The 22,167-nt window shown below is 76.1% G+C and carries 10 protein-coding genes; 5 read left to right on the forward strand and 5 right to left on the reverse strand.

The genetic code is table 11. The annotated features are described in order from the left end of the window. The first annotated feature begins 48 nt into the window (after positions 1–48). Both ACIQTO_RS33890 and ACIQTO_RS33895 read left to right on the forward strand, forming a co-directional pair. Entirely contained in the window at positions 49–660 is a 612-nt protein-coding gene (locus ACIQTO_RS33890; RefSeq protein WP_402396320.1) for a DUF1772 domain-containing protein, read from the forward strand. A gap of 788 nt (positions 661–1,448) precedes the next feature. Next, positions 1,449–1,805, forward strand: a complete 357-nt coding sequence (locus tag ACIQTO_RS33895; RefSeq protein WP_402396323.1) for a hypothetical protein — start codon at positions 1,449–1,451, stop codon at positions 1,803–1,805. Positions 1,806–1,899: 94 nt separating this feature from the next. Here ACIQTO_RS33895 and ACIQTO_RS33900 read toward each other — a convergent pair whose 3' ends face one another. Beyond that, positions 1,900–2,400 carry a DUF1772 domain-containing protein gene (locus ACIQTO_RS33900; RefSeq protein ID WP_402396325.1) on the reverse strand — a complete coding sequence of 167 codons (501 nt, stop codon included), beginning with the start codon at positions 2,398–2,400 and terminating at the stop codon, positions 1,900–1,902. 130 nt (positions 2,401–2,530) lie between these two features. On the opposite strand from ACIQTO_RS33900, the gene ACIQTO_RS33905 reads away from it, so the two are divergent. Next, positions 2,531–3,538, forward strand: coding sequence for an AraC family transcriptional regulator (locus tag ACIQTO_RS33905; protein WP_402396328.1), 1,008 nt, complete (start codon positions 2,531–2,533; stop codon positions 3,536–3,538). 268 nt (positions 3,539–3,806) lie between these two features. On the opposite strand, the gene ACIQTO_RS33910 is transcribed toward ACIQTO_RS33905, so the two are convergent. Beyond that, complete coding sequence (locus ACIQTO_RS33910) at positions 3,807–5,339, reverse strand: FAD-binding protein (protein WP_402396331.1); 1,533 nt, start codon at positions 5,337–5,339, stop codon at positions 3,807–3,809. 141 nt (positions 5,340–5,480) lie between these two features. Then, entirely contained in the window at positions 5,481–5,792 is a 312-nt protein-coding gene (locus tag ACIQTO_RS33915) for a cupin domain-containing protein (protein ID WP_402396333.1), read from the reverse strand. A gap of 156 nt (positions 5,793–5,948) precedes the next feature. On the opposite strand from ACIQTO_RS33915, the gene ACIQTO_RS33920 reads away from it, so the two are divergent. Together ACIQTO_RS33920 and ACIQTO_RS33925 are read left to right on the forward strand one after the other, a co-directional pair. Then, entirely contained in the window at positions 5,949–6,248 is a 300-nt protein-coding gene (locus ACIQTO_RS33920; protein ID WP_402396336.1) for a YciI family protein, read from the forward strand. A gap of 92 nt (positions 6,249–6,340) precedes the next feature. Next, positions 6,341–7,096 carry an alpha/beta fold hydrolase gene (locus tag ACIQTO_RS33925; RefSeq protein WP_402396339.1) on the forward strand — a complete coding sequence of 252 codons (756 nt, stop codon included), beginning with the start codon at positions 6,341–6,343 and terminating at the stop codon, positions 7,094–7,096. Positions 7,097–7,169: 73 nt separating this feature from the next. Here ACIQTO_RS33925 and ACIQTO_RS33930 read toward each other — a convergent pair whose 3' ends face one another. Both ACIQTO_RS33930 and ACIQTO_RS33935 read right to left on the reverse strand, forming a co-directional pair. Next, a complete protein-coding gene (locus tag ACIQTO_RS33930) occupies positions 7,170–8,678 on the reverse strand; it encodes a condensation domain-containing protein (protein WP_402396342.1) in 1,509 nt (502 codons plus the stop codon). Then, positions 8,675–22,036 (reverse strand): MupA/Atu3671 family FMN-dependent luciferase-like monooxygenase, encoded by a 13,362-nt coding sequence (locus tag ACIQTO_RS33935; RefSeq protein WP_402396345.1) that lies wholly within the window; start codon positions 22,034–22,036, stop codon positions 8,675–8,677. Before ACIQTO_RS33935 ends, ACIQTO_RS33930 begins: the two co-directional genes overlap by 4 nt. Between the last annotated feature and the right edge of the window lie 131 nt (positions 22,037–22,167).

A 22,167-nucleotide genomic window follows, 5' to 3' on the forward strand; every position in this document is an offset into this window, starting at 1 on the left:
CGCACCAGCACCACGTCCGCCCCGCCCCGCCCCACCGAAGGAGTCCCGATGCGCCACGACCCGACCACCCTCGCTTCGGCCGCGCCCGCTGCCGTGCCCGTTGCCGTCCCCGCCCCGCCCGCCGTGGGTGGGAGCCGTGCCGCCGGTCCGGTGCTGGCCGTCGGCACCGTGGCCACGGGTCTGATGGCCGGGCTCTTCTTCGCCTTCGACGTGTCCGTCATGCCGGGCCTGGCCGCCAGCGACGACCGCACCTATGTCACCGCGATGCAGCACATCAACAAGGCGATCGAGAACGGCGTCTTCGGCCTCGTCTTCGTCGGCGCGCTCGTGGCGACCGGCCTCGCGGCCTTCCTCCAGTACCGGGCCGGACGACGCGCCGTCGCGCTCCGGGCCGCCGCCGCGACGGTGCTCTACCTTGGCGCGCTGATCGTCACCGCGACCGTCAACCTCCCACTCAACAGCGAGCTCGCGCGGGCCGGAGACCCCTCGGGGATCCAGGACTTCGCCGCGGTACGCGCCGCGTTCGAGAGCACGTGGGTGGCCGGCAACGTGGTGCGTACCCTGCTCTGTACGGCGGGTCTGGCCGCGCTGGTCCGCGCCCTGCTCCTGCACGGCCGGGCCACCCCGCTGACGGGTGCCGCCGGATTCCGGAAGCCCTGACGCACCAGGGTGACCCGCGCTGCGTCAGCCACTCCGCCGGCGCCGGCACCTGACCGTCGAGGAGAAGGCCGACGCCACCTCGCCGTCGCCGGGACGGCCGTCCACCACAGGTCACCGTCACCAAGGACGGGGTGATGGCCTGCCCGGGCGCCTCGCCCAGCGACGGCCTGACCGGGGTGCCGGCAGCCCCGACCACAACAGCGACGCCGTGGTCGGCACCGGTGCCACCTCCTGCCAGGTCCCCCGTCCTCCACTGGACGGGGGACCTGGCCGTCGGCCGCAGCGCGAGCGTCGGCCACTCGGTCACCGTCCGCCGGGGCGGCCCGCACGGGAAGCCCTGAACGCGGTGGTGGCCCCCGACCGCAACGGCCCGCCCGACTCCATCGACCCCACGTGCTGCACCGCCGTCGATCCCGGCGGGCCGAGCCCGAGCCCGAAGCCCGTTCCAAGGCCCATCCCCACACGTGGTCCGTGGCCGCCGCTGCCCGACACCGGGTCCGACCTGCCGACCTGCCCGCTGCTCGGTGGTGCGGGCGTCCTCACGGCGCCCGGCGTCCTGCTCCGCTGCGCGGTGCGCCGAGGGCGGGACAGCTGACCCGGCACCCGGGGGAGTGACCGAGCGGGGCCGGCCCTTGGGGGCGGCCCCGCTCGGCGTGCGCCCTCTGCGCCCCTCGTGCTGTCGGCCAAGTCCGGTGTGATGCCGGTGACTTGGCCACAACCGGCGGTTCTAGAATCATGTCGGAAACGGCAGGCGTTCAGCGAGCACCGGGGAAGAGGCGACAGCCACCGTGAGTCCCGTACTGCGACCGTTCCGTGTCGAGGGGAAGGCCATTCAGCTCGCCAAGTACCTTGCGGAGGAGGAGATCGGCGATCTCGTCGGCTGTTCGTGCATCGGCAACGATGTCACCATCGATCTGTCCGACACCCATTTCCTGATCAACCTGGTCGATCTGGGCGGCGGACTGCGGCTGAACTTCCACATGGCGCACGACGGGCCGGCCCGGGCCCGCTCCTGGAGCCGCCGGCTGCCCGCCGAGGCCGGCCCGCGTGACATCGCCCGGCGCATCGCGCTGGATGTCGCCACGCTGGACCGCGAGATCGCTCCGCTGCGCAACAAGCCGCCGACGCCCCCGGCCGCGCGCTGAACGCGGTCGGGGGCGGAGAAGGAGAAGGAGAAGGAGAAGGAGGAGAAGGAGGGCACGGGGGCCCGGGCGCCGCCGCGCGCCGCGGCTCCCCGGCTCAGCCGGTCGCGTTGCCGTGCAGCACCAGCGCCCAGCAGAGGCAGCCGAGCGCCGCCGTGCAGAGCAGGGCCCGCGCGACGTTCCAGCGGACCCAGCGGGCCTCGAACCGCCCGCGCACCGCTACCGGATCCGGGACCCGTCCGGGCTCCCCGGCGGCGGCCAGGGCGTCGTTCAGCGGAATGTTGATCTTCCGGGTCACCACCAGCGCCGCCGTGTAGCAGACCAGCGCCGCGGCCGCGGTCGGCAGGACCTGGTGGCCGTCCGACGGCAGGTGCAGGGCCACCGCCACCGCCGTGCAGAGCAGGGCCCCGACGAAGCCGAGCAGGAACCAGCCGTTGAGAATGGCCACATTGATGCGCTGCATCACCTCGATGAACGTCCGGTCCTCCGTCCCGCGCAGCCCGGGCATCACCGAGCAGGCGTAGGCGTAGAACAGGCCCGCGCTCAGTCCGGTGGTGATCGTGGCGGCCACGAGCGCGGTCACGCGTGCCAGTTCCATCGGGCTCATCCCTCTTTCCGTCCAACGGCGTTGCCGCGCCGGCCGGCCGCCGGCGGGTCTGGCCTCGCCTGCTCACGACTCTCTCAAATGACGCGGTGTCAATCCATGTCCACGCGTCTACTCTTGCCCCATGGACACTCTCACGGGGCTGCTGGACGGGCCGAAGGCGCGCGGGGCGTTCCTGCTGCGCTCGATCCTCAGCCCGCCGTGGTCGCTGCGGATCGAGGACGGTGCTCCGCTGGCGGTGGTCACCCCGATCCGGGGCGACGCCTGGATCCTGCCCGACGGCGGCAGGCCGGTCCGGCTGAGCCCCGGCGATGTCGCCGTCCTGCGCGGCCCGGAGCCGTACACGGTGTCCGACGCCCCCGGCACCCCGGTCCAGGTGGTGATCGGCCCGGGCCAGGCCTGCTCGCGCGACGGCGTCGACGTCGCCGCCTCGATGTCCCTCGGGCTCCGCACCTGGGGCGAGGTCCGGTCCGGCGACGAGAACTCCGCCGTGCTGCTGTCGGGCACCTACCAGGCCGAACACGAGATCGGCCGGCGGCTGTTGGCGCATCTGCCCGCCCTGCTGGTCCGGCCCGCCGGGCAGGGTGCCGTCGCCACCGAGGACACCCTGGTCCGGCTGCTGGCCGCCGAGATGTCCCGCGACGAGCCCGGTCAGGAGCTGGTGCTGGACCGCCTGTTGGACCTGTTGGTCGTCGGGGTGCTGCGGAGCTGGCTGGCGGCCCCGGACAGCAGCGCCCCCGCCTGGTACCGGGCCCAGCACGACCGGGTGGTCGGCCCGGCGCTGCGCCTGTTGCACGACGACCCGGCCCGCGCCTGGACGGTGGCCGCGCTGGCCGCCGAGGTCGGCGTCTCCCGCGCGGGCCTGGCCCGCCGCTTCACCGACCTGGTCGGCGAGCCGCCGATGGCCTACCTCACCACCTGGCGGCTGGCGTTGGCCGCCGACCTGTTCCGGGATCCCGAGCACACCGTCGCCTCGGTGGCCCGCCGGGTCGGCTACGGCAACGCCTTCGCCCTCAGTACCGCCTTCAAGCGGGTCCGCGGGCTCACCCCGCAGGAGCACCGGCGGCTGGCCGGCGCCGCGCCGCCCGCCCCGCCGGCCACCACCGCGACCACGGTGGTGCTGTCCGGCTGACCGGCCGGGCCCCGGGCGGAGGTCCGCCGGGCTCACCGGTGGCGCAGATACGCCGCGGCCGTCGCGCGCAGCCGGTCGTGCAGGCCGTCGTAGGCGCGGACGCGGCCCGGGAGGTCCTTCGGCAGCTTGGCGACCATCGTGTAGTTGGTGTCGCAGACATTGGCGGCCGGGGCGAGGCCGGTCTGGCTGACGAGCGTAGGCCCCGCACCTGCCCCCGCCCCGCACCCGCCCCGTCCCCGGCGGTGGGCGGGGCGGGGCGACCGGTCGGTCAGGCGTGGATGCCCTGGCCGGGGGTGAGGATGCCGGCCGGGTCGTACCGGTGCTTCGCCGCGGTCGCGGCGGCCCAGTGGGCGCCGTAGTGGCGGCGCCAGTCCGTGGGCGTCATCCCGGGGATCGCGCCGATCAGGTAGCGCTTGCCGCCGAGGGCGACGGCGCGCTCGTAGAGATGACGGTTGCGGCGGAGCATCGCGGCGGTGTCCGCGCCCGGGGCGGGGAAGGACAGGAGGTCGAAGTGCCAGCCGACCGGCTCGTCCGGCATCACGGCCAGCGGCCGGGTCAGGGTGGCGGTGGTGTAGGGGTAGAGCAGCAGGATCCCGGCGCCGAGGTCCGCCGGGGTGAGCAGAGCGGTGGCCTCGCGGACGAAGGTCCGCGCGGTGGACGCGGGCAGGAACAGGCTGAGCCAGGGCTTCGGCTGGGACCAGAGACCGGTGGCCTTGAGGTAGGCGGCGAAGCCGTCGACGCGGAAGGCGTAGTCGCGGGCGCCCTGGTCGGTGACGGTGGTCTCGCCGGGGACGCAGCGCAGCCCGCGCAGCAGGGCGCCCCGGTCCGGAGGCGTGTCGCCGTCGTAGTGGGCGACGGCCTCGATCTTGTACCGCCACGCGGTGCCCTCGGCGTCGCGCACCACCTCGCCGGCCTGGAGGTCGAAGCGGCGCTCGGCCATGATCCGCTCCTGGTCGCCCAGGTAGGCGGCGAGGTCGTCGTAGAACAGGGTGAACACCAGGGCGCGCTCGCGGGCCGGGACGAGCCGCAGGGTGGCGCGGACGATGATGCCGGCCTGGCCGCCGCCGGCCAGGGCGGCCTCGAACAGCTGCCGGTTGGTGGTGGCGGAGGCTGTGAGCAGCTGACCGGTGCCGGTGACCACGTCGACCGACTCGACGGTGTCGGCCTGCAGCCCGTGGCGCTGCACACCCGAGCCGATCCCGCCCACGCTCAGCGTGCCGCCGACGGACAGGTGCAGGTAGTCCGTCAGGCACGGCGGCATCCAGCCCCGGGCGAGCGCGGCGTCGGTCAGCTGCGCCCAGGTGACACCGGCCTCGACGACGGCCCGGCCGGGGGTGACGGCGAGGACGCGGTTCAGGCCGCGGGCGTCGATGGCGATGCCGCCGGGTGCGGCGGCCTGCCCGTAGTTGGAGTGCGACTCCAGCTCCGCCGTCTCGCCGCCGCCGCTCTGGCCGTTCATGGCGACGGGGATCCGGTGGCGGCGGGCGAAGCCGACGACCGCGGCGATGTCGCGCACCGATCCCGGCCGCAGCACGGCCCGGGGCGCGGCGGTCACCAGGTGCCCGAAGTCACCGGCGAAGCGGGTGAGCGCGGTGGGGTCGGTGACCAGGCTGCCGTCCAGCCGGGGCAGTGCGGCCACCGCGTCCTGCGTGACGGCGGCCGCGGTGCCGGGCGCGTCCTGGCCGGTGGTGACGTCCTGGCCGGTGCTGACGGCCCAGGTGCGTCCGGCGGTGTTCCAGCCGATGACCGTGGCCGCCGTGCCGACGAGCAGACCGCGGCGGGGCAGAGCTGACTTGCTCATTACAGATATCTCCGATCAATCGTCATATGAGCAGTGTTGTATCGCAGTCGGCACGTACACACGCAATCCCCCTCCACCCGGCGGCGACGGCCCCGGGGTGTCCCGGCCACCCGGTCCGGCGGTCCGGCGGGCCGGGGCGCGTCAGCCGGCGGCCTCGTCCACCTCCACGATCACCAGGGTGCCCCGGCTGCCCGCCGCCACGGCGTGCGGGACACCGGCCGCCACCACGTACAGCTCGCCGGGGCCGAGCGGGACGGTGGCGCCCGCGACCCGCAGGTCCAGCCGCCCGTCCAGGACGAGCAGTGCCTCCGCGTGCTCGTGCCGCTCCTCCGGGAGCGGCAGCCCGTCCATCCGCAGCACCTTGACGGCGGCCGTGCCCACCCGGCCCAGGACGCGTGAGCTCCAGGCCCGCGGCAGCAGGGCGGCGGTCGCGGGGACGTCGATCCGGTTCATGGCACACCTCTTCCGGCGCGGTCGGCCCGCGCCCGTGGTCACTGGGATGTCCGCACGCTATCGGGGCGGCGGGGTCCGTTGGTCGACCGTTCGGCAAAATCTCCGGCCCGCCCGGGCGGCTGACGGCCGCTCGGGAGCGGGCGCTAGCCTGGGCCCATGTTCGTTCTCGAGTTGACCTACACCGCGCCCCTGGACCGCATCGACGCCGTGCTCCCGCAGCACGTGGAGTGGCTGCGGCAGCACTACGACGCCGGGACCTTCCTCGCCTCGGGCCGCAAGGTGCCGCGCGACGGCGGCGTGATCATCGCCGTGGGCGAGGACCGGGCGGCCGTCGAGGAGATCGCCCGGACCGACCCGTTCAGCCGGGCGGGGCTGGTCGAGTACACCGTCACGGAGTTCCTGGCGACCACCACCGCGCCGGCCCTGGACGCCTACCGCCAGCAGCTGCCGGCCTGACCGGTCCGGGTGGCGGGGGTCGGCCGACCGGCGGGATTGGCGCCCGACGGGCCGGGGGAGGAGACCGGCAGACCACGCGACGGGAGCCAGTCATGACGATCAGTCACCGCACCATCGGCACCGGCGAGCACAAGGTGCTCGTCCTGCACGACTGGTTCGACACCGCCGCGAGCTGGGGCCCGTTCCTCGACCACCTGGATCCGGACGCCTTCGGCTACGCCTTCGTGGACTACCGGGGCTACGGCGAACGGCGCGACGTGGCGGGTGAGTTCACCCTGGCCGAGATCGCCTCCGACGCGCTCGCCCTGGTGGACCGGCTGGGCTGGGGGTCGTTCTCGGTGGTCGGGCACTCGATGGGCGGCAAGGCCGCGCAGCGCGTCCTGGCCGAGGCGCCGGGCCGGGTGCGCAAGCTGGTGGGGGTGACGCCGGTGCCCGCCGGCCGCTACCCGCTGGAGGGCGACGCCTACGACCTGTTCCACGGGGCGGCGTCGCACCCCGCCAACCGCCGGGCCATCCTCGATCTGGTGACCGGGCACCGTGCCGGTGCCCGGTGGCTGGACGCGATGACCGCCCGCTCGGTGGCCGGCTCCCGCCCGGAGGCCTTCGCCGGCTATCTCGACGACTGGACCACCCAGGACTTCGCGGCCAAGGTCGCCGGCAGCACGCTCCCGGTCAAGGTCTTCGTCGGTGAGCACGACCCCGCGCTGTCCGCCGAGCTGATGCGCGGCACCTGGCTGGTCCACTACCCGAACGCGGAGCTGGAGGTCCTGGCCAACTCGGGGCACTATCCGATGCACGAAGTCCCGGTGGCGCTGGCGACGGCGCTGGAGGCGTTCCTGCGCGCCTGACGTGCGCCTGACGTGCGCCTGACGTGCGCCCGGTGAGGTCCGGCTCCGGCGTGGAGCCGGACCTCACCGGGTGTCAGGCCGGCGGTGGCAGCCGCTCGGCCAGCAGCCGCACCAGGCGGTCCAGCCAGCCCCGTACGGTGGCCTCGTCGAAGAGGTCGGCGTCGTACTCGGCCAGGCCCGCCAGACCGCCCCCCTCGGGGGTGAACATCAGCAACAGGTCCGACCGGGCGCCGCTGCCCGGGATGTCCTCGACGAGAACGTCCAGTCCGGTCAGTTCCAGGACCGGTGCCGGAGTGGTCTGCACGGCCAGCAGTACCTGCGGGAAGGACGGCGGAAGGGCCAGCCCCAGCGCCCGCAGGTCCTCCGTGACCAGGCCGAACGGGACGTCGGCCTGGTCGAGCGTGGTGGCCAGTGCCTCGCCCGCCCGGTCGATCAGCGCGGTGAAACCGCCCGGCGCGCGGCTGGGCAGCCGGACCGGCAGGTTGGTGGTCAGCAGCCCGACCAGCCGCTCGTGCTCCCGGCGCCGCCGGTTGGCGGTCGAGAGCATCACCAAGGTCTCCTCGGCACCGGTGAGTTCGCCCAGCAGGGCGCCGAGGGCGGCCAGCACCACGGCCGCCGGAGTGGTCGAGCGGCCGGCCGCGCACCGGTTCAGCGCCGCGGTCTCCCCGGGGGTCAGCGCGAAGCGCAGGATGCCGCCGTGCCCGGAGCGCCGTTCCGGTCGGGGGCGGTCGGTGGGCAGCGGCACCGTGAGGGGCAGCCCGGCGAGGCGCTCGGCGTAGCGGGCGGTGGCCCGGCGGACCGCCTCGCGGGTCACCACCGTCCGTTCCCAGCAGGCGTGTTCGATCATCGATCCCGGTTCGGGCAGTGGGGCCCGGTGGTCCCCGTACAGGGCGCCGAAGTCCGCCAGCAGGGTGGCCAGCGACCAGCCGTCCAAGGCGATGTGATGGATCGTCAGCAGGAGGACGTGGTGGTCCGGGCCGAGGCGCAGCAGCCGGGCCCGCAGCAGGGGCGGCGCGCCGAGGTCGAACGGCGTGGCGGTCTCCGCGCGGGTGGCGGCGGCCACGGCCTCCCCGTCGTCGCCCACCGCGGTGACCGGCAGCGGCAGCGCGTCGGGGCCGGGCAGGACCTGTTGGAGCAGCCCGAGGTCGGTGGGCGTGTAGCGGGTGCGCAGGCTGGGGTGGCGGGCCGTCAGGGCGGTGAGGGCCCGTTGCAGGCGGGCGGGGTCGAGCGGGCCGCGCAGGGTGATCCGCTGGGTGATGTTCCACAGGCTGGGGTCGGCGGCCCGGCCGTGGCCGCGGTGCATCCGGGCCTGGGCGATGCCGGCCGGCGCGGCGGCCTCGGCGGCGCCGCCGCCGGTCAGGACGGTGAGCAGCCGCTCCCGCTCGCCCTTGACCAGGGCGACCAGCCGGCCGTCCATCGCCCCGGGGGGAGCGAGGTACTCCAGTCGGTCGCCCGCGGTGGAGAGGACGATCTCCCGTTCGTCCAGCAGTCGGACGAGGTGCTTCCAGTCCTCGGTCACCTCGGGCACGGCGGTCACCTCGGGCACGGCGGGCACGGCGGTCGCGTCGGGCAGGCCGGTCACAGCGTCCCCCGCTCGAAGGTCTCGGCCGGCTCGGCGGCGCGGGCGCGGTCGGCCATGCCGCGGATGGTGGGGCGGCGGAAGAAGTCGAGGATGCCGATCTCCAGGCCGGCCTCCTCACGGACCAGGTTGAGCAGCCGGGTGGCGGCCAGTGAGTGCCCGCCCAGATCGAAGAAGGAGGTCTCCACGCCCGGCGCGGGGACGCCGAGCTCCTTCGCCCACAGCTGTTGGAGGAGTTGCTCCAGCGCGCTGGCGGGGGCGGTCTCGGTGACGGCCCCGAGCGGCCCGGCCGGGGGCAGCGCGGCCCGGTCCAGCTTGCCGTTGCGGGTCAGCGGCACGTGCGTCACCCGGGCCCAGAGCCGGGGCACCATGTGCTCGGGCAGCCGGTCGGCGAGCGCGTCGCGCACCTGGGCGAGCCGGGCGTCGGCGGCGCCGCCGGGGACACCGTCCGGGGTGGCGCCCGCGTCCGGGTCCAGCACGACGTACGCGGCGAGCGCGGTGCCCTGCGGGCCGTGCTGCGCGGCGACGGCGGCCTCCCGGACCCCGGGGACGGTGCGCAGCACGTTCTCCACCTCACCGGGCTCGATCCGGTAGCCGCGGATCTTCACCTGCTCGTCGATCCGGCCGAGGAAGTCCAGCGTGCCGTCCGGCCGCAGCCGGCCCAGGTCGCCGGTGCGGTAGCGCAGGCCCCCCGGGGTGGGGACGAAGGCGGCGGCGGTCTCCTCCGGGCGGTTCAGGTAGCCGAGGCCGACCGAGTCGCCGAGGATGTGGATCTCGCCGGCCGCGCCGTCCGGCACCGGGCGTCCGTGCGGGTCGAGCAACTGGACGCGGCTGCCGGGGACCGGGCGGCCGATCGGGGCGTGGTCGGGGCCGTCGGCGGACAGCTCGACGCTGGTCATCGCATGGGTCTCGGTGGGCCCGTAGTGGTTGAAGAGCCGGCACCGCGGGTTGTCCCGCAGGAAGGCGCGCAGCGCCGGGGTGAGCAGCAGCTGCTCACCGCCGGAGACGATCTCGCGCAGGTCGGGCACCGGGGCCTCGGCCAGCGCGCCGAGCAGGCCGGTCAGCGTGGTGTGCGGGAGGTGGATGCGTTCGGTGCGGGTGCGCCGCAGGTGCTCGGCCAGGGCCCGGGCGTCGTAGCGGGTCTCCTCGTCGACGAGGACGAGCGTGCCGCCGCCGGCGAGGGCGGTGAGGACCTCCTGGACGGAGACGTCGAACCCGCAGGAGGCGTACTGCAGGGTGCGCAGCGGGCCGTGCTGGTCGGTGTTCCAGTCGACCAGTGACCGCAGGCCGCGGTAGGGCATCACCACGCCCTTGGGCCGGCCGGTGGTGCCGGAGGTGTAGAGGCAGTAGGCGGGCGACTCGGGGTCGGGGTCGACGGCGGCGGGCGCGGGCGGCACCGGGCTGTCGTCGTCGGTCAGGACGGCGGGCAGGGTGATGCCGAGGCGGTCGGTGCCGGTGCGGGTGAGCAGCAGCGGGGCGCCGCTGTCGGTGGCGATCAGTCGGCAGCGCTCGGCGCCGTGCACCGGGTCGATCGGTACGTGGACCGCGCCGAGGCGCACCACGGCGAGCAGCGCGGCCACCTGGTCGGTGGAGCGGGGCAGCAGGGTGGCGACGGGGGTGCCGGCGGTGACCCCGGCGGCGGCCAGCAGCGCCGCCACCCGCTCGGCCCGGTCGCCCAGTTCGCGGTAGCTGACCTCGGTCCCGTCGGGGGTGAGGACGGCGGTGCGGTCCGGGTGCTCGGCCGCGGTGCGGGCCAGCCGTTCGCGCAGCGGCGGGGTGCCGGGCAGCGCGGGGGTGGCCGTCTCGCGGCCGGCGGGCAGCAGCTCGGCCACCGGCCGGGCGGGGTCGGTGACGGCGGCGGCGAGCAGCTGCTCGAAGGCGGTCAGCAGGCGCTCGACGGTCTCCCGGTCGAACAGCGCGGTGGCGTACTCGACATGGCAGCGGATGCCCTCGGGCAGGTTGGTGAGGAAGAGGGTGAGGTCGAAGCCGGCCTTGTCGACGACGTCGTCCAGCGGGCGGGCGTCGATGCCCGGCAGGTCGAGTTCGAACAGCGCGTGGTTCTCGAACTCCACCATCACCTGGAAGAGCGGGTTGCGGCTGGTGTCGCGCGGCGGGTTCAACTCCTGGACCAGCACCTCGAACGGGAGCCGCTGGTGCTCGTAGGCGTCCAGCGCGGTGGCCCGGACGCGGGCGAGCAGCCGCTCGAAGTCCGGCTCCCCGGAGAGGTCGAGGCGCAGGGCGAGGGTGTTGACGAAGAACCCGACCAGGTCCTCGGTGCCCTCGTCGCGGTTGGCGACGGGCGTGCCGAGCACGATCTCGTCCTGGCCGCTGAAGCGGTGCAGGACACCGGCGAAGGCGCTGAGCAGCACCATGAACAGGGTGGAGCGCCGTGAGCGGGCCAGCTCCCGTACCCGGCCGGAGAGTTCACCGTCCAGCAGGCGGACGAAGGCCCGGCCCCGGCCGTCCGGCAGGGCCGGGCGCGGCCGGTCGGTGGGCAGCGCCAGGACGGGCAGCTCGCCGCCGAGGACGGTACGCCAGTGCGCCAGGCTCTCGGTGTGCGCGCCCTCGGCGACCAGTGCCCGCTCCCGGGCTGCGAACTCGGCGTAGCTGGTCGGCAGTTGCGGCAGCTCGGGCCGGCGGCCGGCCTGCGCGGCCCGGTAGAGCTCGCCCAGCTCGCGGGTGATCACCACGGCGGAGAGGGTGTCGATGACGATGTGGTGCATGGCGAGGACGAGCACGTGCCGCTCCTCGCCCAGGCGCAGCAGTCGGGTGCGCAGCAGCGGGCCGGCGGCCAGGTCGAAGCGGTGGGCCCCCTCCTCGGCGACCAGCGCGCGCAGGGCCTCCCCGCCGTCCCGGCCGGCCGGGACGTCCTCGACCACCAGCGGCGTGCCGGCGGCCGGCAGCACCAGCTGGTACGGCTCGCCGTCCTGCTCGCGGAAGACGGTGCGCAGCGCCGGGTGCCGTTCGGCGAGGGCGTGCAGGGCGCCGGTCAGCGCGCGGTGGTCGAGCGGCCCGTCCAGGGCGATGGCCTTGACCTCGTTGTAGCGGGAGCTGTCGGGCAGCATCCGGTGCAGGAACCACATCCGCTGCTGGGCGTACGACAGCGGCGCGCGCCGTTCGCGCGGCCGCTGGGCGGTGCGGCGCAGCTCGTCCAGGTGCGGCAGGCCGCCGGCGACCAGATCGGGGGAGAGGCCGAAGTCGACGAAGGCGGCGATCTCGTCGGCGCCCGCGGCGCGCAGCGACGCCAGGACGCCCCGCACGCTCTCGGGGGTGCCGATCAGCGCGCGCGAGGCGCAGTACCGCTCGTAGGCGCGCTCCAGGACGAAGTCCAGGTCCTCCTCCGGGGTGTTCTCGTAGTCCAGCGTGAGGCCGAGGCTGTTGGCGACCTGCCCGAAGAGGGAGAGCGAGGAGCGCAGGTAGCCGCAGAACGGGCGGAAGGCCTGCTCGCGGGCGGTGGCGAGGTCGGCGCCGAGGTAGGTGTGCACCAGCACCACGACCCGGCCGGCCTCGGGGTCGAGGCCGTGCTCGGCCCGGGTGCGCCGGTAGAGGGCGACGTTGGCGGCCAGCTCCTCGACGCTCTGGGTCATCAGGTTGGTGATCACACCGAGGTCGTGGCGGGCGGCCTCGCGGAAGCTGTCCGGGTTGCCGACGATCGCCGTGTACATCGGCGGCAGCTCCTGGAGCGGCCGGGGGTGCAGGTGCACCTCGATCTCCTCGCCGTTGCCGCCGCGGCCCCGGTAGGGCTCGCCGCGCCACAGCGCCCGGATCGTGTCGACCTGCTGGTGCATCAGCTGCTTGTGGGTGCCGTAGCGGTCGGGGAAGAAGAGGAAGTCGTTGGGGTGCCAGCCGCTGGCGCAGCCGAGGCCCACCCGCCCGCCGGACAGGTTGTCGACCACCGACCACTCCTCGGCCACCCGGACCGGGTGGTGCAGCGGCAGGACGGCGCAGCCCGCGTTCAGCCGGACGCGCTCGGTCTCCCGGGCCAGGGCGGCGGCCAGCACCGAGGGGTTGGGGAAGATGCCGCCGAACGAGTGGAAGTGCCGCTCCGGCAGCCAGACGGCGTGGAAGCCGTTGCGGTCGGCGAACCGGGCGCTCTCCAGGACGATCCGGTAGCGGTCCTCGGGCCGGGTGTCGAGCGGGTAGTCGCCGAAGAAGTACAGGCTGAAGTCGACCGCGCGGTCCGGATCACCGGCGGGCGCGGGCGGCGCGGGCTCGGGCTCCGGCCGCGCGGTGGCGATCGGCGCGGACACCGGGCCGGCCTGCGGCGGTAGTTCACGGCGCGGCTCGGGCACGGCCGGGACGGCGACCGCGCGGGTGGCGGGGAAGAACCCGCCGCGCCGCATGTCCCGCAGGGACGTGCGGACGGCGTCGGCCACGAACTCCAGGTCGCCGTCGCTGTGCGCGGTGGAGAGGAAGAAGTTGCGCCACTCCCAGACGTAGACCCCCTTGACCAGCAGGTGGTGGAAGAGCAGCTCCATGTCGGCGCGCGGCTCGAAGCGGAACAGCGAGCCGAAGTGCGCCAGCCGGAGCGGGAACTCCTCCTCTTCGAAGAAGCCGTTGAGGCCGGCGGCCAGTTCTCCGGTCCGGGCGTTCAGCCGCTCCTGCAAGCCCGGCCCCTGCTCCTTGAAGTGCCGCAGCACGGCGCGGCAGGCGGCCATCGAGAGCGGGTGCTGGATGTAGGTGCCGCCGAAGAAGGTGGTGTCGTTCGGCGGGTAACTGGCGTCGCCGTACTGCCAGAAGCCGCCGTCGATGCCGTCCATCACGGCGGCGCGCCCCGCGATGGCGCCGATCGGGTAGCCGCCGCCGAGCACCTTGCCGTACGTCGACAGGTCGGGCTCCACACCCCAGAAGCCGCGGGCGCCGCGCAGGTGCGGGCGGAAGCCGGTGAGCATCTCGTCGAAGATCAGGACGATGCCGCGGCGCGCGGTCAGTTCGCGCAGCCCGCGCACGAACTCGGCCGGCTGCCGGGAGGGGTGGCGGCTCTGCACCGGTTCGACGAGCACGGCGGCGATCCGGTCGCCGAGGTCGTCGATGACCCGCAGGCTGTCCGGGTCCCCGTAGGGCAGGACGATCAGATCGGCGACCGCGCTGCCGGGGATGCCGATCGACACGGGCACCGTATCGCGCTCGGCCCCGTGGCCCACCGGGCGGCCGAGCGTGTGGTCGAAGTGCCCGTGGTACGAGCCTTCGAACATCACGATCTTGTCCCGCCCGGTGTACGCGCGGGCCAGCCGGATCGCCCCGGCGTTGGCCTCCGTCCCGGAGTTGGCGAACGCGACGCGCTCGGTGCCGGTCAGCTCGGCCAGCAGCTCGGCGGCCTCACCGGTCTCCTCGCCGCGCGGGCCCAGCCGCAGGCCGCCGGCCAGGTGCTCGCGGACGGCCTCCTGGACGAAGGCAGGCTCGTGGCCGAAGAGCAGCACCCCGAAACCCATCGTGATGTCGACGTAGGAGTTGCCGTCGATGTCCTCCAGGCGGGAGCCCTGTGCCCGGCGGGCCGCGAGCGGGTAGAGCATCTCCTTGGTGGCCGAACGGAAGCCGACCACCGCCCGGCTGTCGGCGAGCACCCGGCGGTGGCGCTGGGTGAGCGCCTTGGAGGCGGCGGTGCGGGCGGTGAACCGCTCGACCAACTCGTCCAGGTGACGGCGCTGTTCACCGTTCAGGCCGCCGCCGGCCATCCCGGAGTCGCGGGCCACCGTGACGCGCGGGCCGTGCACCCGCGGTGCGGCGGTGGCGGCCCCGGCTGCGCTGGGCCGGACGGGAGCGGGCTCCGGGGCGGTGGGCTGTGCCGGCACGGCCGTGGTGGGGAGGGCCGGCGCGATCGCGAGGTCCGGCGGCGTCGGCCCGGCCGGGAGCGCGGGTGTGGCGGGCGCGCCGGCGAGCAGGCCGAGCTGGTCGGTCATGAGCTGGGAGAACTGGCCCATCAGGGCGAGCTGGCGTTCGATCACCGCGCCGGCTCCGGCGGGCGCCGCGGTGGCGACGGGCATCGCCGGGGCAACGGGCGGCACGGCGGCGGGTGGCGGCACCGCGACCGGGGCGACGGCGGCCGGGACGGCGGCGGTGGCCGGGACGGCGTTCACGACCGCCGGGGTGACGGCGACCGGCGCGGGCACCGCGACCGGCGCGGGTGCGGCCGGAGCCACCGGAAGCGGGACCGCGACCGGAACCGCGGGAGGGGCCGGCTCCGGCGCGGGTACCAGTCCCGCCAGCGCCTCGGCGCTCATCCGCCCCGCGATCAGCCCGGCGAGCCGCGCCGGGGTGTCCGCGTCCTCGAACAGTTCACGCATCGGCACCCGCACCCCGAAGGCCCGCTCCAAGTCCCGAATCATGTTGATCATGGACAGCGAGTCGGCCCCGAGGTCGAAGAACGGGTCCTCGGCGCCCACCGCCTCCTCGGCGACGCCGAGCTGACGCGCGGTCTGCGCCACCACCCGGCTCAGGATCAGGCCGGCCGCCTCCTCCACCGGGTCCGGTGCGGGGGTGTCGGTCATGACGGGCTCCTCCAGAACGGTGCGGTCGGTCGTGGGCAGGGTGCCGGGGCCCGGACGGGCTCCGGCCACGGGCAGCGCCGCGGGCCCGTTGTCGGTCAATGGCGCCGGCGCGGACGGCGGTTCGGGCATGTGCAGGGGTGCGGAGGGCGGTTCGGGCGACGGGACCGGCCCGTCCTCGGCTCCGGGTGACGTGACCCAGTGGTAACTGCGCTGGAACGGCCGGCCCGGCAGCGGTACGCGGCGCGCGGGCCCGTCCGGCCAGTGCCGGGCCGCCGTGGCCGCCGCCCAGTCCACCGGTACCCCGTGCGTCCACAGTGTGCCGAGCGCCGTGAGCAGTTGGCGCTCCGGCGCGCGCCCGCGCCGCCCGCTCGGCACGAACACCGACCCGGCGAGCTCGCGCCGGCCCAGCCCGCTCAGCGTGTGGTGCGGGCCGACCTCCAGGAACAGTCCGTGGCCGAGCCCGTCCAGCGTCGCGAGCACCCGGTCGAAGCGCGCGGTCTCCCGGGTCTGGCGGACGAAGTGCCCGGGGTCGGGCACCGTGCCGGGCGCCAGCAGGACGCCGTCGAGGTTGCTCACCAGCGGCACCCGCAGCGGTCGGAGGTCGATCTGTGCCAGCCGGCCCCGGAAGGCCGCCAGCACCGGGTCCATCAGCCGGGAGTGGAAGGCCCGGTCGGCGGCCAACCGCTCGGTCGCCACCCCCTCCAGGGCGAGCACCGCCTCCGCCGCGGCCACGTCCCCGGGCCGCCCGGCCAGCACGCACTGCCCGGCGCCGTTCACCACGGCCAGGTCCACCCCGGGCAGCCACCCGGCGAGCGCGCCCAGCCGTTCGGCGGACGCGGTGGCCACCGTCATCGCCCCCGGCTCGGTCGAGCGGTGCATCAGCCGGCCGCGCACCCCCGCCAGGAAGAGCCCGTCGGCCAGCGAGAACGCCCCGGCCGCGTACGCCGCCGCGTACTCGCCCGCGCTGTGTCCCGCGACCGCCGCGGGCCGCAGCCCGAACTCCTCCCAGAGCGCGGTGTACGCGGCCTGCACCGCGAACAGCGCCGGCTGGGCGGCCTCGGTGCTCCACACCGGCTCCTCGCCGTCGGCGGCCGGCTCCAGCAGCAGGGGCAGCAGCGCCTCGCCCCAGGCCTCGCGGTGCAGCCGGTCGCAGGTGTCCAGCACCTCCCGGAACACCGGGTACGCCTGGTACAGCCCGGCGGCCATGCCCCGGTACTGCGCGCCCTGCCCGGTGTACAGCAGGACGGGCGCCGGTGCGGCGCGCCCGGCGTCCCGGGCCGAGTGCGCCGGGCCGGAGGCCCGCCCGCCGACGAACGAGGCGAGCGCCTCGGCGAGTTCGGCCGGCCCGGCGCCGGTGGCGGTGAGCCGGTGGCGCAGCGGGCGGCGGCCCGCGCCGAGGGTGAGCAGCAGGTCGGCCGGGCGCGGCGGGTGTTCGCCGCGGAGCCGGTCGAGCACGGTGGCGGCGAGCTCGGTCAGGGCCTGCGGGCTGCGGGCGGACAGCGGCAGCAGGGCGACCGGAGGCCCGTCGGCGCGGGCGCCGGCCGGTTCGCCGACCGCCGTGCCGGCCGGTGCCTCCTCCAGGACGAGGTGCGCGTTGGTGCCGCCGACGCCGAGCGCGCTGACCCCCGCCCGGCGCGGGGCGTCCCCGGCGGGCCAGTCCGCGGCCTCGGTGGGGAGCACGAAGGGGCTGCCGGCCAGGCCGAGGGCCGGGTTGGGCCGGGTCAGGTGGGTCAGCGGCGGGATCGCCCGGTGGCGCAGGGCGAGGACGGCCTTGATCAGGCCCGCCATCCCGGCGCAGGTGTCCAGGTGGCCGATGTTCGGCTTGACCGAGCCGAGGGCGCAGAAGCCCACCGCCTCGGTGCGGGCCCGGAAGGCCCGGGTGAGGGCCTGGACCTCGATCGGGTCGCCGAGCGGGGTGCCGGTGCCGTGGGCCTCGATGTAGCCGATGCTGTCGGCGGGCACGCCCGCCACGTCCAGCGCCCGGCCGACCACGGCGGCCTGGCCGTCCGCGCCGGGCGCGGTGTAGCCGACCTTGCCCGCGCCGTCGTTGTTGACGGCGGAGCCGAGGATGACGGCGTGCACCGTGTCGCCGTCGGCCAGCGCCCGGTCCAGCCGCTTGAGCAGGACGGCGGCGACGCCGTTGCCGCCGACCGTGCCGCCGGCCCGCTCGTCGAAGGCCCGGCAGACGCCGTCCGGCGCCAGGATCGAGCCCTCCTGGTAGCGGTAGCCGGCGGCCTGCGGGATGTGCAGGGCGGCGGCGCCCGCGAGGGCGAGGTCGCTGTCACCGGTGAGCAGCGACTGGACGGCCAGGTGCACGGCGACCAGCGAGGTGGAGCAGGCGGTCTGCACGCCGACGGCCGGGCCGGTGAGGCCGAGCCGGTAGGCGACCCGGGTGGCGGCGAAGTCGGCCTGGTTGCCGATGGCGACCTGCAGCGCCTCGACCGGTCGCGCCGGGTCGGCGGTCGTGCCGACGGCGTGCTGGAGGTAGGTGCGCAGCGAGTACAGCGTCATCCCGGTGCCGGCGAAGACCCCGATCCGGGTGTCGGGCGCGGTGTCGCCGTAGCCGCCGTCGTCCAGGGCCCGGGCGCAGGTCTCCAGCAGCAACCGCTGCTGGGGGTCGGTCAGGGCGGCCTCGGCGGCGCTGATCCCGAAGGCCTCGGCGTCGAAGTGCCCGATGTCGGAGATCGGCGCGGTGACCGGGACGAAGTCCGGGTGGGTGTACTCCTCGGCGCGGATGCCGGCGGCGGCGAGCTGCTCGGGGGTGTACCGGGTGGTGCTGACCACACCGTCCACGATGTTGCGCCAGTACTGCTCGGGGGTGTCCGCGCCGGGCAGGCGCAGCGCCAGGCCGATCACCGCCACCCGTCGGTCGGCGGGTACCGGTTGCGTCGCGTCGGGCGCGGCCCGGCGGGCCTCCTCCGGACCGCCGGCCAGGTGGGCCGCGAGGGCGTCCACGGTGGGGTGGCGGAACAGCGCGGTCGGGTCGAGGCCCGGCGCGGGACCGGCCGCCAGCGCGGCCTGGACCCGCATCAACTGCACTGACCCGAGGCCGAGTTCGTGGAAGGCCCGGCCGGGGTCGACCGACTCGCCGAGGACGGCCTCGAAGGTTTCCAGCACGGCGCGGCGCAGCTCGGTCGGCGCGGGCGCCGCCGCGACCGGCCGGCGGGCGGGTTCGGCGGCGGGCGGCCCGTCCGCCTCGACGACCAGCCGCGGCTCGCCCGCCAGCAGCCGGCGCCGGGCGGCGGGCCGGGTGACGTCGGGTCCGGCGTAGTAGTGACCGGGCGGGGCCGCCAGCAGCGCGGTGGCCAGCCGCCGGCCCTGCGCGGCGTCGAACACGGCGATGCCGCGCTCGGCGGCGGCCTCGTCGTGGGCCGTCTCCCGGTTCATCCCGATGCCGCGCCACAGGCCCCAGGAGACCGTCCAGGCGGGCACCCGGTGCTCGCGGCGCAGCCGCTCGACCGCCGCCTCCAGGTAGCGGTTGGCGGCCGCGTACCCGGCCGAGCCGACCACTTCCTGGAAGCCGATCATCGAGGAGTAGCCGACGAACTGGGCGCCGGGGCGGGCCGCCACCAGCTCGGCCAGCGCGTCGGTGCCCTCGGTCTTGGCCCGGACGGCGTCCTGCCACCGCTCGGGGCCGAGCTCCTCCAGCAGGCCGATCCGGTAGTCGCCGGCCAGGTGCAGGACGCCCTCCAGCGGCGCGCCCCAGCCCTGTTCGGCCTCGGCGACGGCGGCCGCGAGGGCCCGGCGGTCGGTCACGTCCGCGACCCGGTGGTCGACCCGGCCGCCGGCCCGTGCCAGCCGCTCCAGGGCGGCGCGCCGGGCGGCCGCCGCCGGACCGTCCGCGTACGGGTCGGTGCGCCCGACGAGCAGCAGGTGCGGGGCGTGCCGGCGGAGCAGCTCCGGGAGCAGCTCGCCGGCGAGGCCGCCCAGGCCGCCGGTCACCAGCCAGCGGGCCCCGGGGGAGAGCAGCGTGCAGGCGGGTGCGGGCCCGGCCCCGGGCAGGGGTGAGGGCGCGGCGTGGTCCGGCGGGGTGAGCGGGCCGAGCCGGGGCAGGTACGCCCGCCCGTCGCGCCAGGCGGCCTCGGGTTCGCGCCGCGGGTCGGCGAGGAAGGCCAGCACGGCCCGCGGGTCCGGCGGCCCGGCGGGCAGGTCGAGGTGGCGGGCCCCGGCGAGCAGCCGCTCGGCCCGGACCCCGGCGGTCAGGGCGGCGGTCAGCGCGGCGACCGGGCGCGGCACCTCACCGTCGGCGAGCGCGTGCAGGCCGGTGCTCACGGTGGTCAGTTCGACGCCGCCGGCTTCGCCGCCCGCCCCGGCGTCGTCGGGCGCCCGGCCGGCCGGCCCGTCGCCGTACCGGTCGGCGAGGGCGCGGACCAGGCCGAGCAGGGCCGGGCCGCACAGCACCTCGTCCGGCTCGGCGTCCTGCGCCCACAGGTGCAGCACCCGCCGCGGCCGGCGGCCGGCCGCCGCCAGGTCGTCCAGCAGCCGCGGCCAGCTCTCGGCGCGCCGCTGGTCGAGCGCGTAGCCGTCGCCGAGCCGGGCGTAGGAGTCCGCCTGCCGGGCCTGGACGGCGTCCGGCAGCAGGGCGGCGAGCGCGTCCGACAGGGTGCCGGGCCCGACCGGACCGAGCAGCAGGACGGTCTCCCGCGGCGCCGGGGCGGGGGTGGCCGGCACCGGCCTGGGCTCCCAGGCCGGGCGGCGCACGACGTCCGGCAGGGTACGGGCATTGCCCTCGGCGAGGTCCAGCCGGGTGAGCGCCGCGTCGAGGCCCCCGTCGAGCAACCGGGCCCGGATGGCGGTGCGTTGGATCTTGCCACTCGTGGTGCGGGGGAAGTCGGCGGCCGGGACCGGGAGCACCAGCGCGGCCGAGAGCCCGAACCGCTCGGCCAACGCGGCCCGTGCGGCGCCGGCCGTCCGGTGCGGCTCGCCGGCCCCGGGGGCGGGCACGAAGAAGACGGCCAGCTGCTCGCTGCCGCTGCGCTCGTCGGGCACACCGCAGGCGGCGACGTGTCCGGACCGCACCCCGTCGACGGCGGAGACCACGTCCTCCAGGTCGTGGCAGAAGTGGTGGACGCCGTTGATGATGATGATCTCCTTGCGCCGGCCGGTGAGGATCACCTCCCCGTCGCGCAGATAGGCGAGGTCCCCGGTGTCGAACCAGCCGTCGGCGGTGGCGGATTCGCGGTCCGCCCGCGGGTTGTTGAGGTAGCCGGGGGTGACCCGGCCGGAGGAGACCTGGAGGCGCCCGATCCGCAGCTCGGGCAGCACGGCGCCCCGGTCGTCGGCGACCCGCAGCCGCGCACCGGCGGCCGGGCGGCCCATCGAGAGGAAACGGGTGGCGGGCTCGGCCGAGCCCTCGGGCAGCGGCCGCAGGCCAGCGGTGAGCGAGTCGGTGGCCAGGACCTGGACGGCGCCGGCCTCGCCGTAGCGCTTGTAGGCGATGATGGTGCAGGTCTCGGCCATGCCCCAGCCGAGCAGCAGGTGTTCGGGCCGCAGCCCGGAGGGGGCCAGCCGGGCCAGGAACTCGTCGGCGACGCCCTCGGTGCACTGCTCGCCCGCGTTGATCAGGGACTTGACGGCCGAGAGGTCCCAGCGCCGCTCGGGGGCGGCCCGCAGCGCCTCGGCGACCAGGCGGTAGCCGAAGTTGGGCGACCAGGAGTGCGCGGCGCGCCGCCGCTCCAGCGTGTCCAGCCACAACAGCGGGTCGGCGAGCACGAGTTCGGTGGGGATGTGGGTCTGGTCGCAGGCCGCCACGACGTCCCGCAGGTGGAACATCAGCAGCCCCGCGACATGGTCGAGCGGCAGCCAGTTGACGGTCGGGTCGCCGGGTGCGAAGCCCTGCTCGCAGGCGCCCGCCACGTACTCCAGGACGCCCCGGTGGCTGACCTGGATCGCCTTGGAGCGTCCGGTCGAGCCGGAGGACAGCTGCAGGAACGCGACGTCCCCGCTCGCGCCGTGCGGTGCGGCGGGCGGCTGGGTGGCGGAGCGGTCGACCGGGACCACCCGCAGCCCGGCCGCCCGCGGGTGGACGGCGGCGATGCCGGCGAGCCCGGCCACGGCGTCGCCGGCGGCCAGGACGGGCGGGTGCTCCAGCGTCTCCCAGGCGTTGACCAGCTTCTCCAGCACCGGGTTCGGCCGGTCGTAGCCCGGCGGGCGGGCCACCGTGACGGGCAGCACGCCGCCCAGCAGGCAGGCCCAGAGGGCGGGGAAGTAGTGCTCCAGGTCGGGGACTTGGAGGATCGCGCGATCGCCCGGGCGCAGGCCCGCCGCGGTCAGGGTGGCGAGGACGCGCAGGGCCCGGTCCAGCAGCTCGGGGTAGTGCAGGGTGGTGGTGCGGCCGTCGGCGCGCACCAGGTGCAGCCCGCGCCCGGGGTGGAGTCGGGCGGCGCGCAGCAGGGCGTCGGGCAGGTCGGCGGGGCCGTCGGGCAGCGTCACCGCGGGAGGTCCGACGGCGACGGCCGGTGCGCCGGTGGCGGGTGCCGGCTCCGCCGCGGGCTCCGGCCCGGTCGCTGCCTCGGCGGCGAACGGGCGCCACCGGTCGGAGAGTTCGCTGAGGTGCTGCCGGGTGGGCCGGGGGTGCTCACGCGGATCGCGGGCGGCGGCCAGGGCGGCGGCGTCCGGGGCCCCGTCGGCGGTCCGCGGGATGCCGTCCACCAGGCGGATCTCGGCGTCGGGGGCGTCGATGAGCAGCTGTGCGGCGGCCCAGCGGCGCAGCCCGGCCGCGCCCCGGTCGTCGGCGGGCACCAGGTAGGCGATCAGTTCGGCACCGCCCGGAGCGCCGCCGGGGACGAGGGCGCAGTCGGCCAGGCCGGCGTGCCGCAGTAACCGGCCCTCCACCACGTCGAGTCGGGGGCGGGCGGGGCCGTTGACGCTCATAGCGGGCGTACCTTCCTGGGCTCTGCGGGCGGGAACGAGGTACAGCGGGCGGGGCAGGGCGGGGCAGGGCGGGGCCGGGCGGGGGTGCCGCGGCCGGTCCGGGCCCCGGCGGGCGGGACGCGGACGGTACG

Origin of the sequence: Kitasatospora sp. NPDC091207, assembly GCF_044768625.1 — a bacterium.
In the GTDB taxonomy this organism is placed as follows: domain Bacteria; phylum Actinomycetota; class Actinomycetes; order Streptomycetales; family Streptomycetaceae; genus Kitasatospora.

What these genes read in the sequence shown, in the direction of transcription:
- ACIQTO_RS33925 (WP_402396339.1), top strand. Translation starts at nt 6,341, where the DNA reads ATGACGATCAGTCACCGCACCATCGGCACCGGCGAGCACAAGGTGCTC.
- ACIQTO_RS33905 (WP_402396328.1), top strand. Translation starts at nt 2,531, where the DNA reads ATGGACACTCTCACGGGGCTGCTGGACGGGCCGAAGGCGCGCGGGGCG.
- ACIQTO_RS33910 (WP_402396331.1), bottom strand. Translation starts at nt 5,339, where the DNA reads ATGAGCAAGTCAGCTCTGCCCCGCCGCGGTCTGCTCGTCGGCACGGCG.
- ACIQTO_RS33915 (WP_402396333.1), bottom strand. Translation starts at nt 5,792, where the DNA reads ATGAACCGGATCGACGTCCCCGCGACCGCCGCCCTGCTGCCGCGGGCC.
- ACIQTO_RS33890 (WP_402396320.1), top strand. Translation starts at nt 49, where the DNA reads ATGCGCCACGACCCGACCACCCTCGCTTCGGCCGCGCCCGCTGCCGTG.
- ACIQTO_RS33900 (WP_402396325.1), bottom strand. Translation starts at nt 2,400, where the DNA reads ATGGAACTGGCACGCGTGACCGCGCTCGTGGCCGCCACGATCACCACC.
- ACIQTO_RS33920 (WP_402396336.1), top strand. Translation starts at nt 5,949, where the DNA reads ATGTTCGTTCTCGAGTTGACCTACACCGCGCCCCTGGACCGCATCGAC.
- ACIQTO_RS33935 (WP_402396345.1), bottom strand. Translation starts at nt 22,036, where the DNA reads ATGAGCGTCAACGGCCCCGCCCGCCCCCGACTCGACGTGGTGGAGGGC.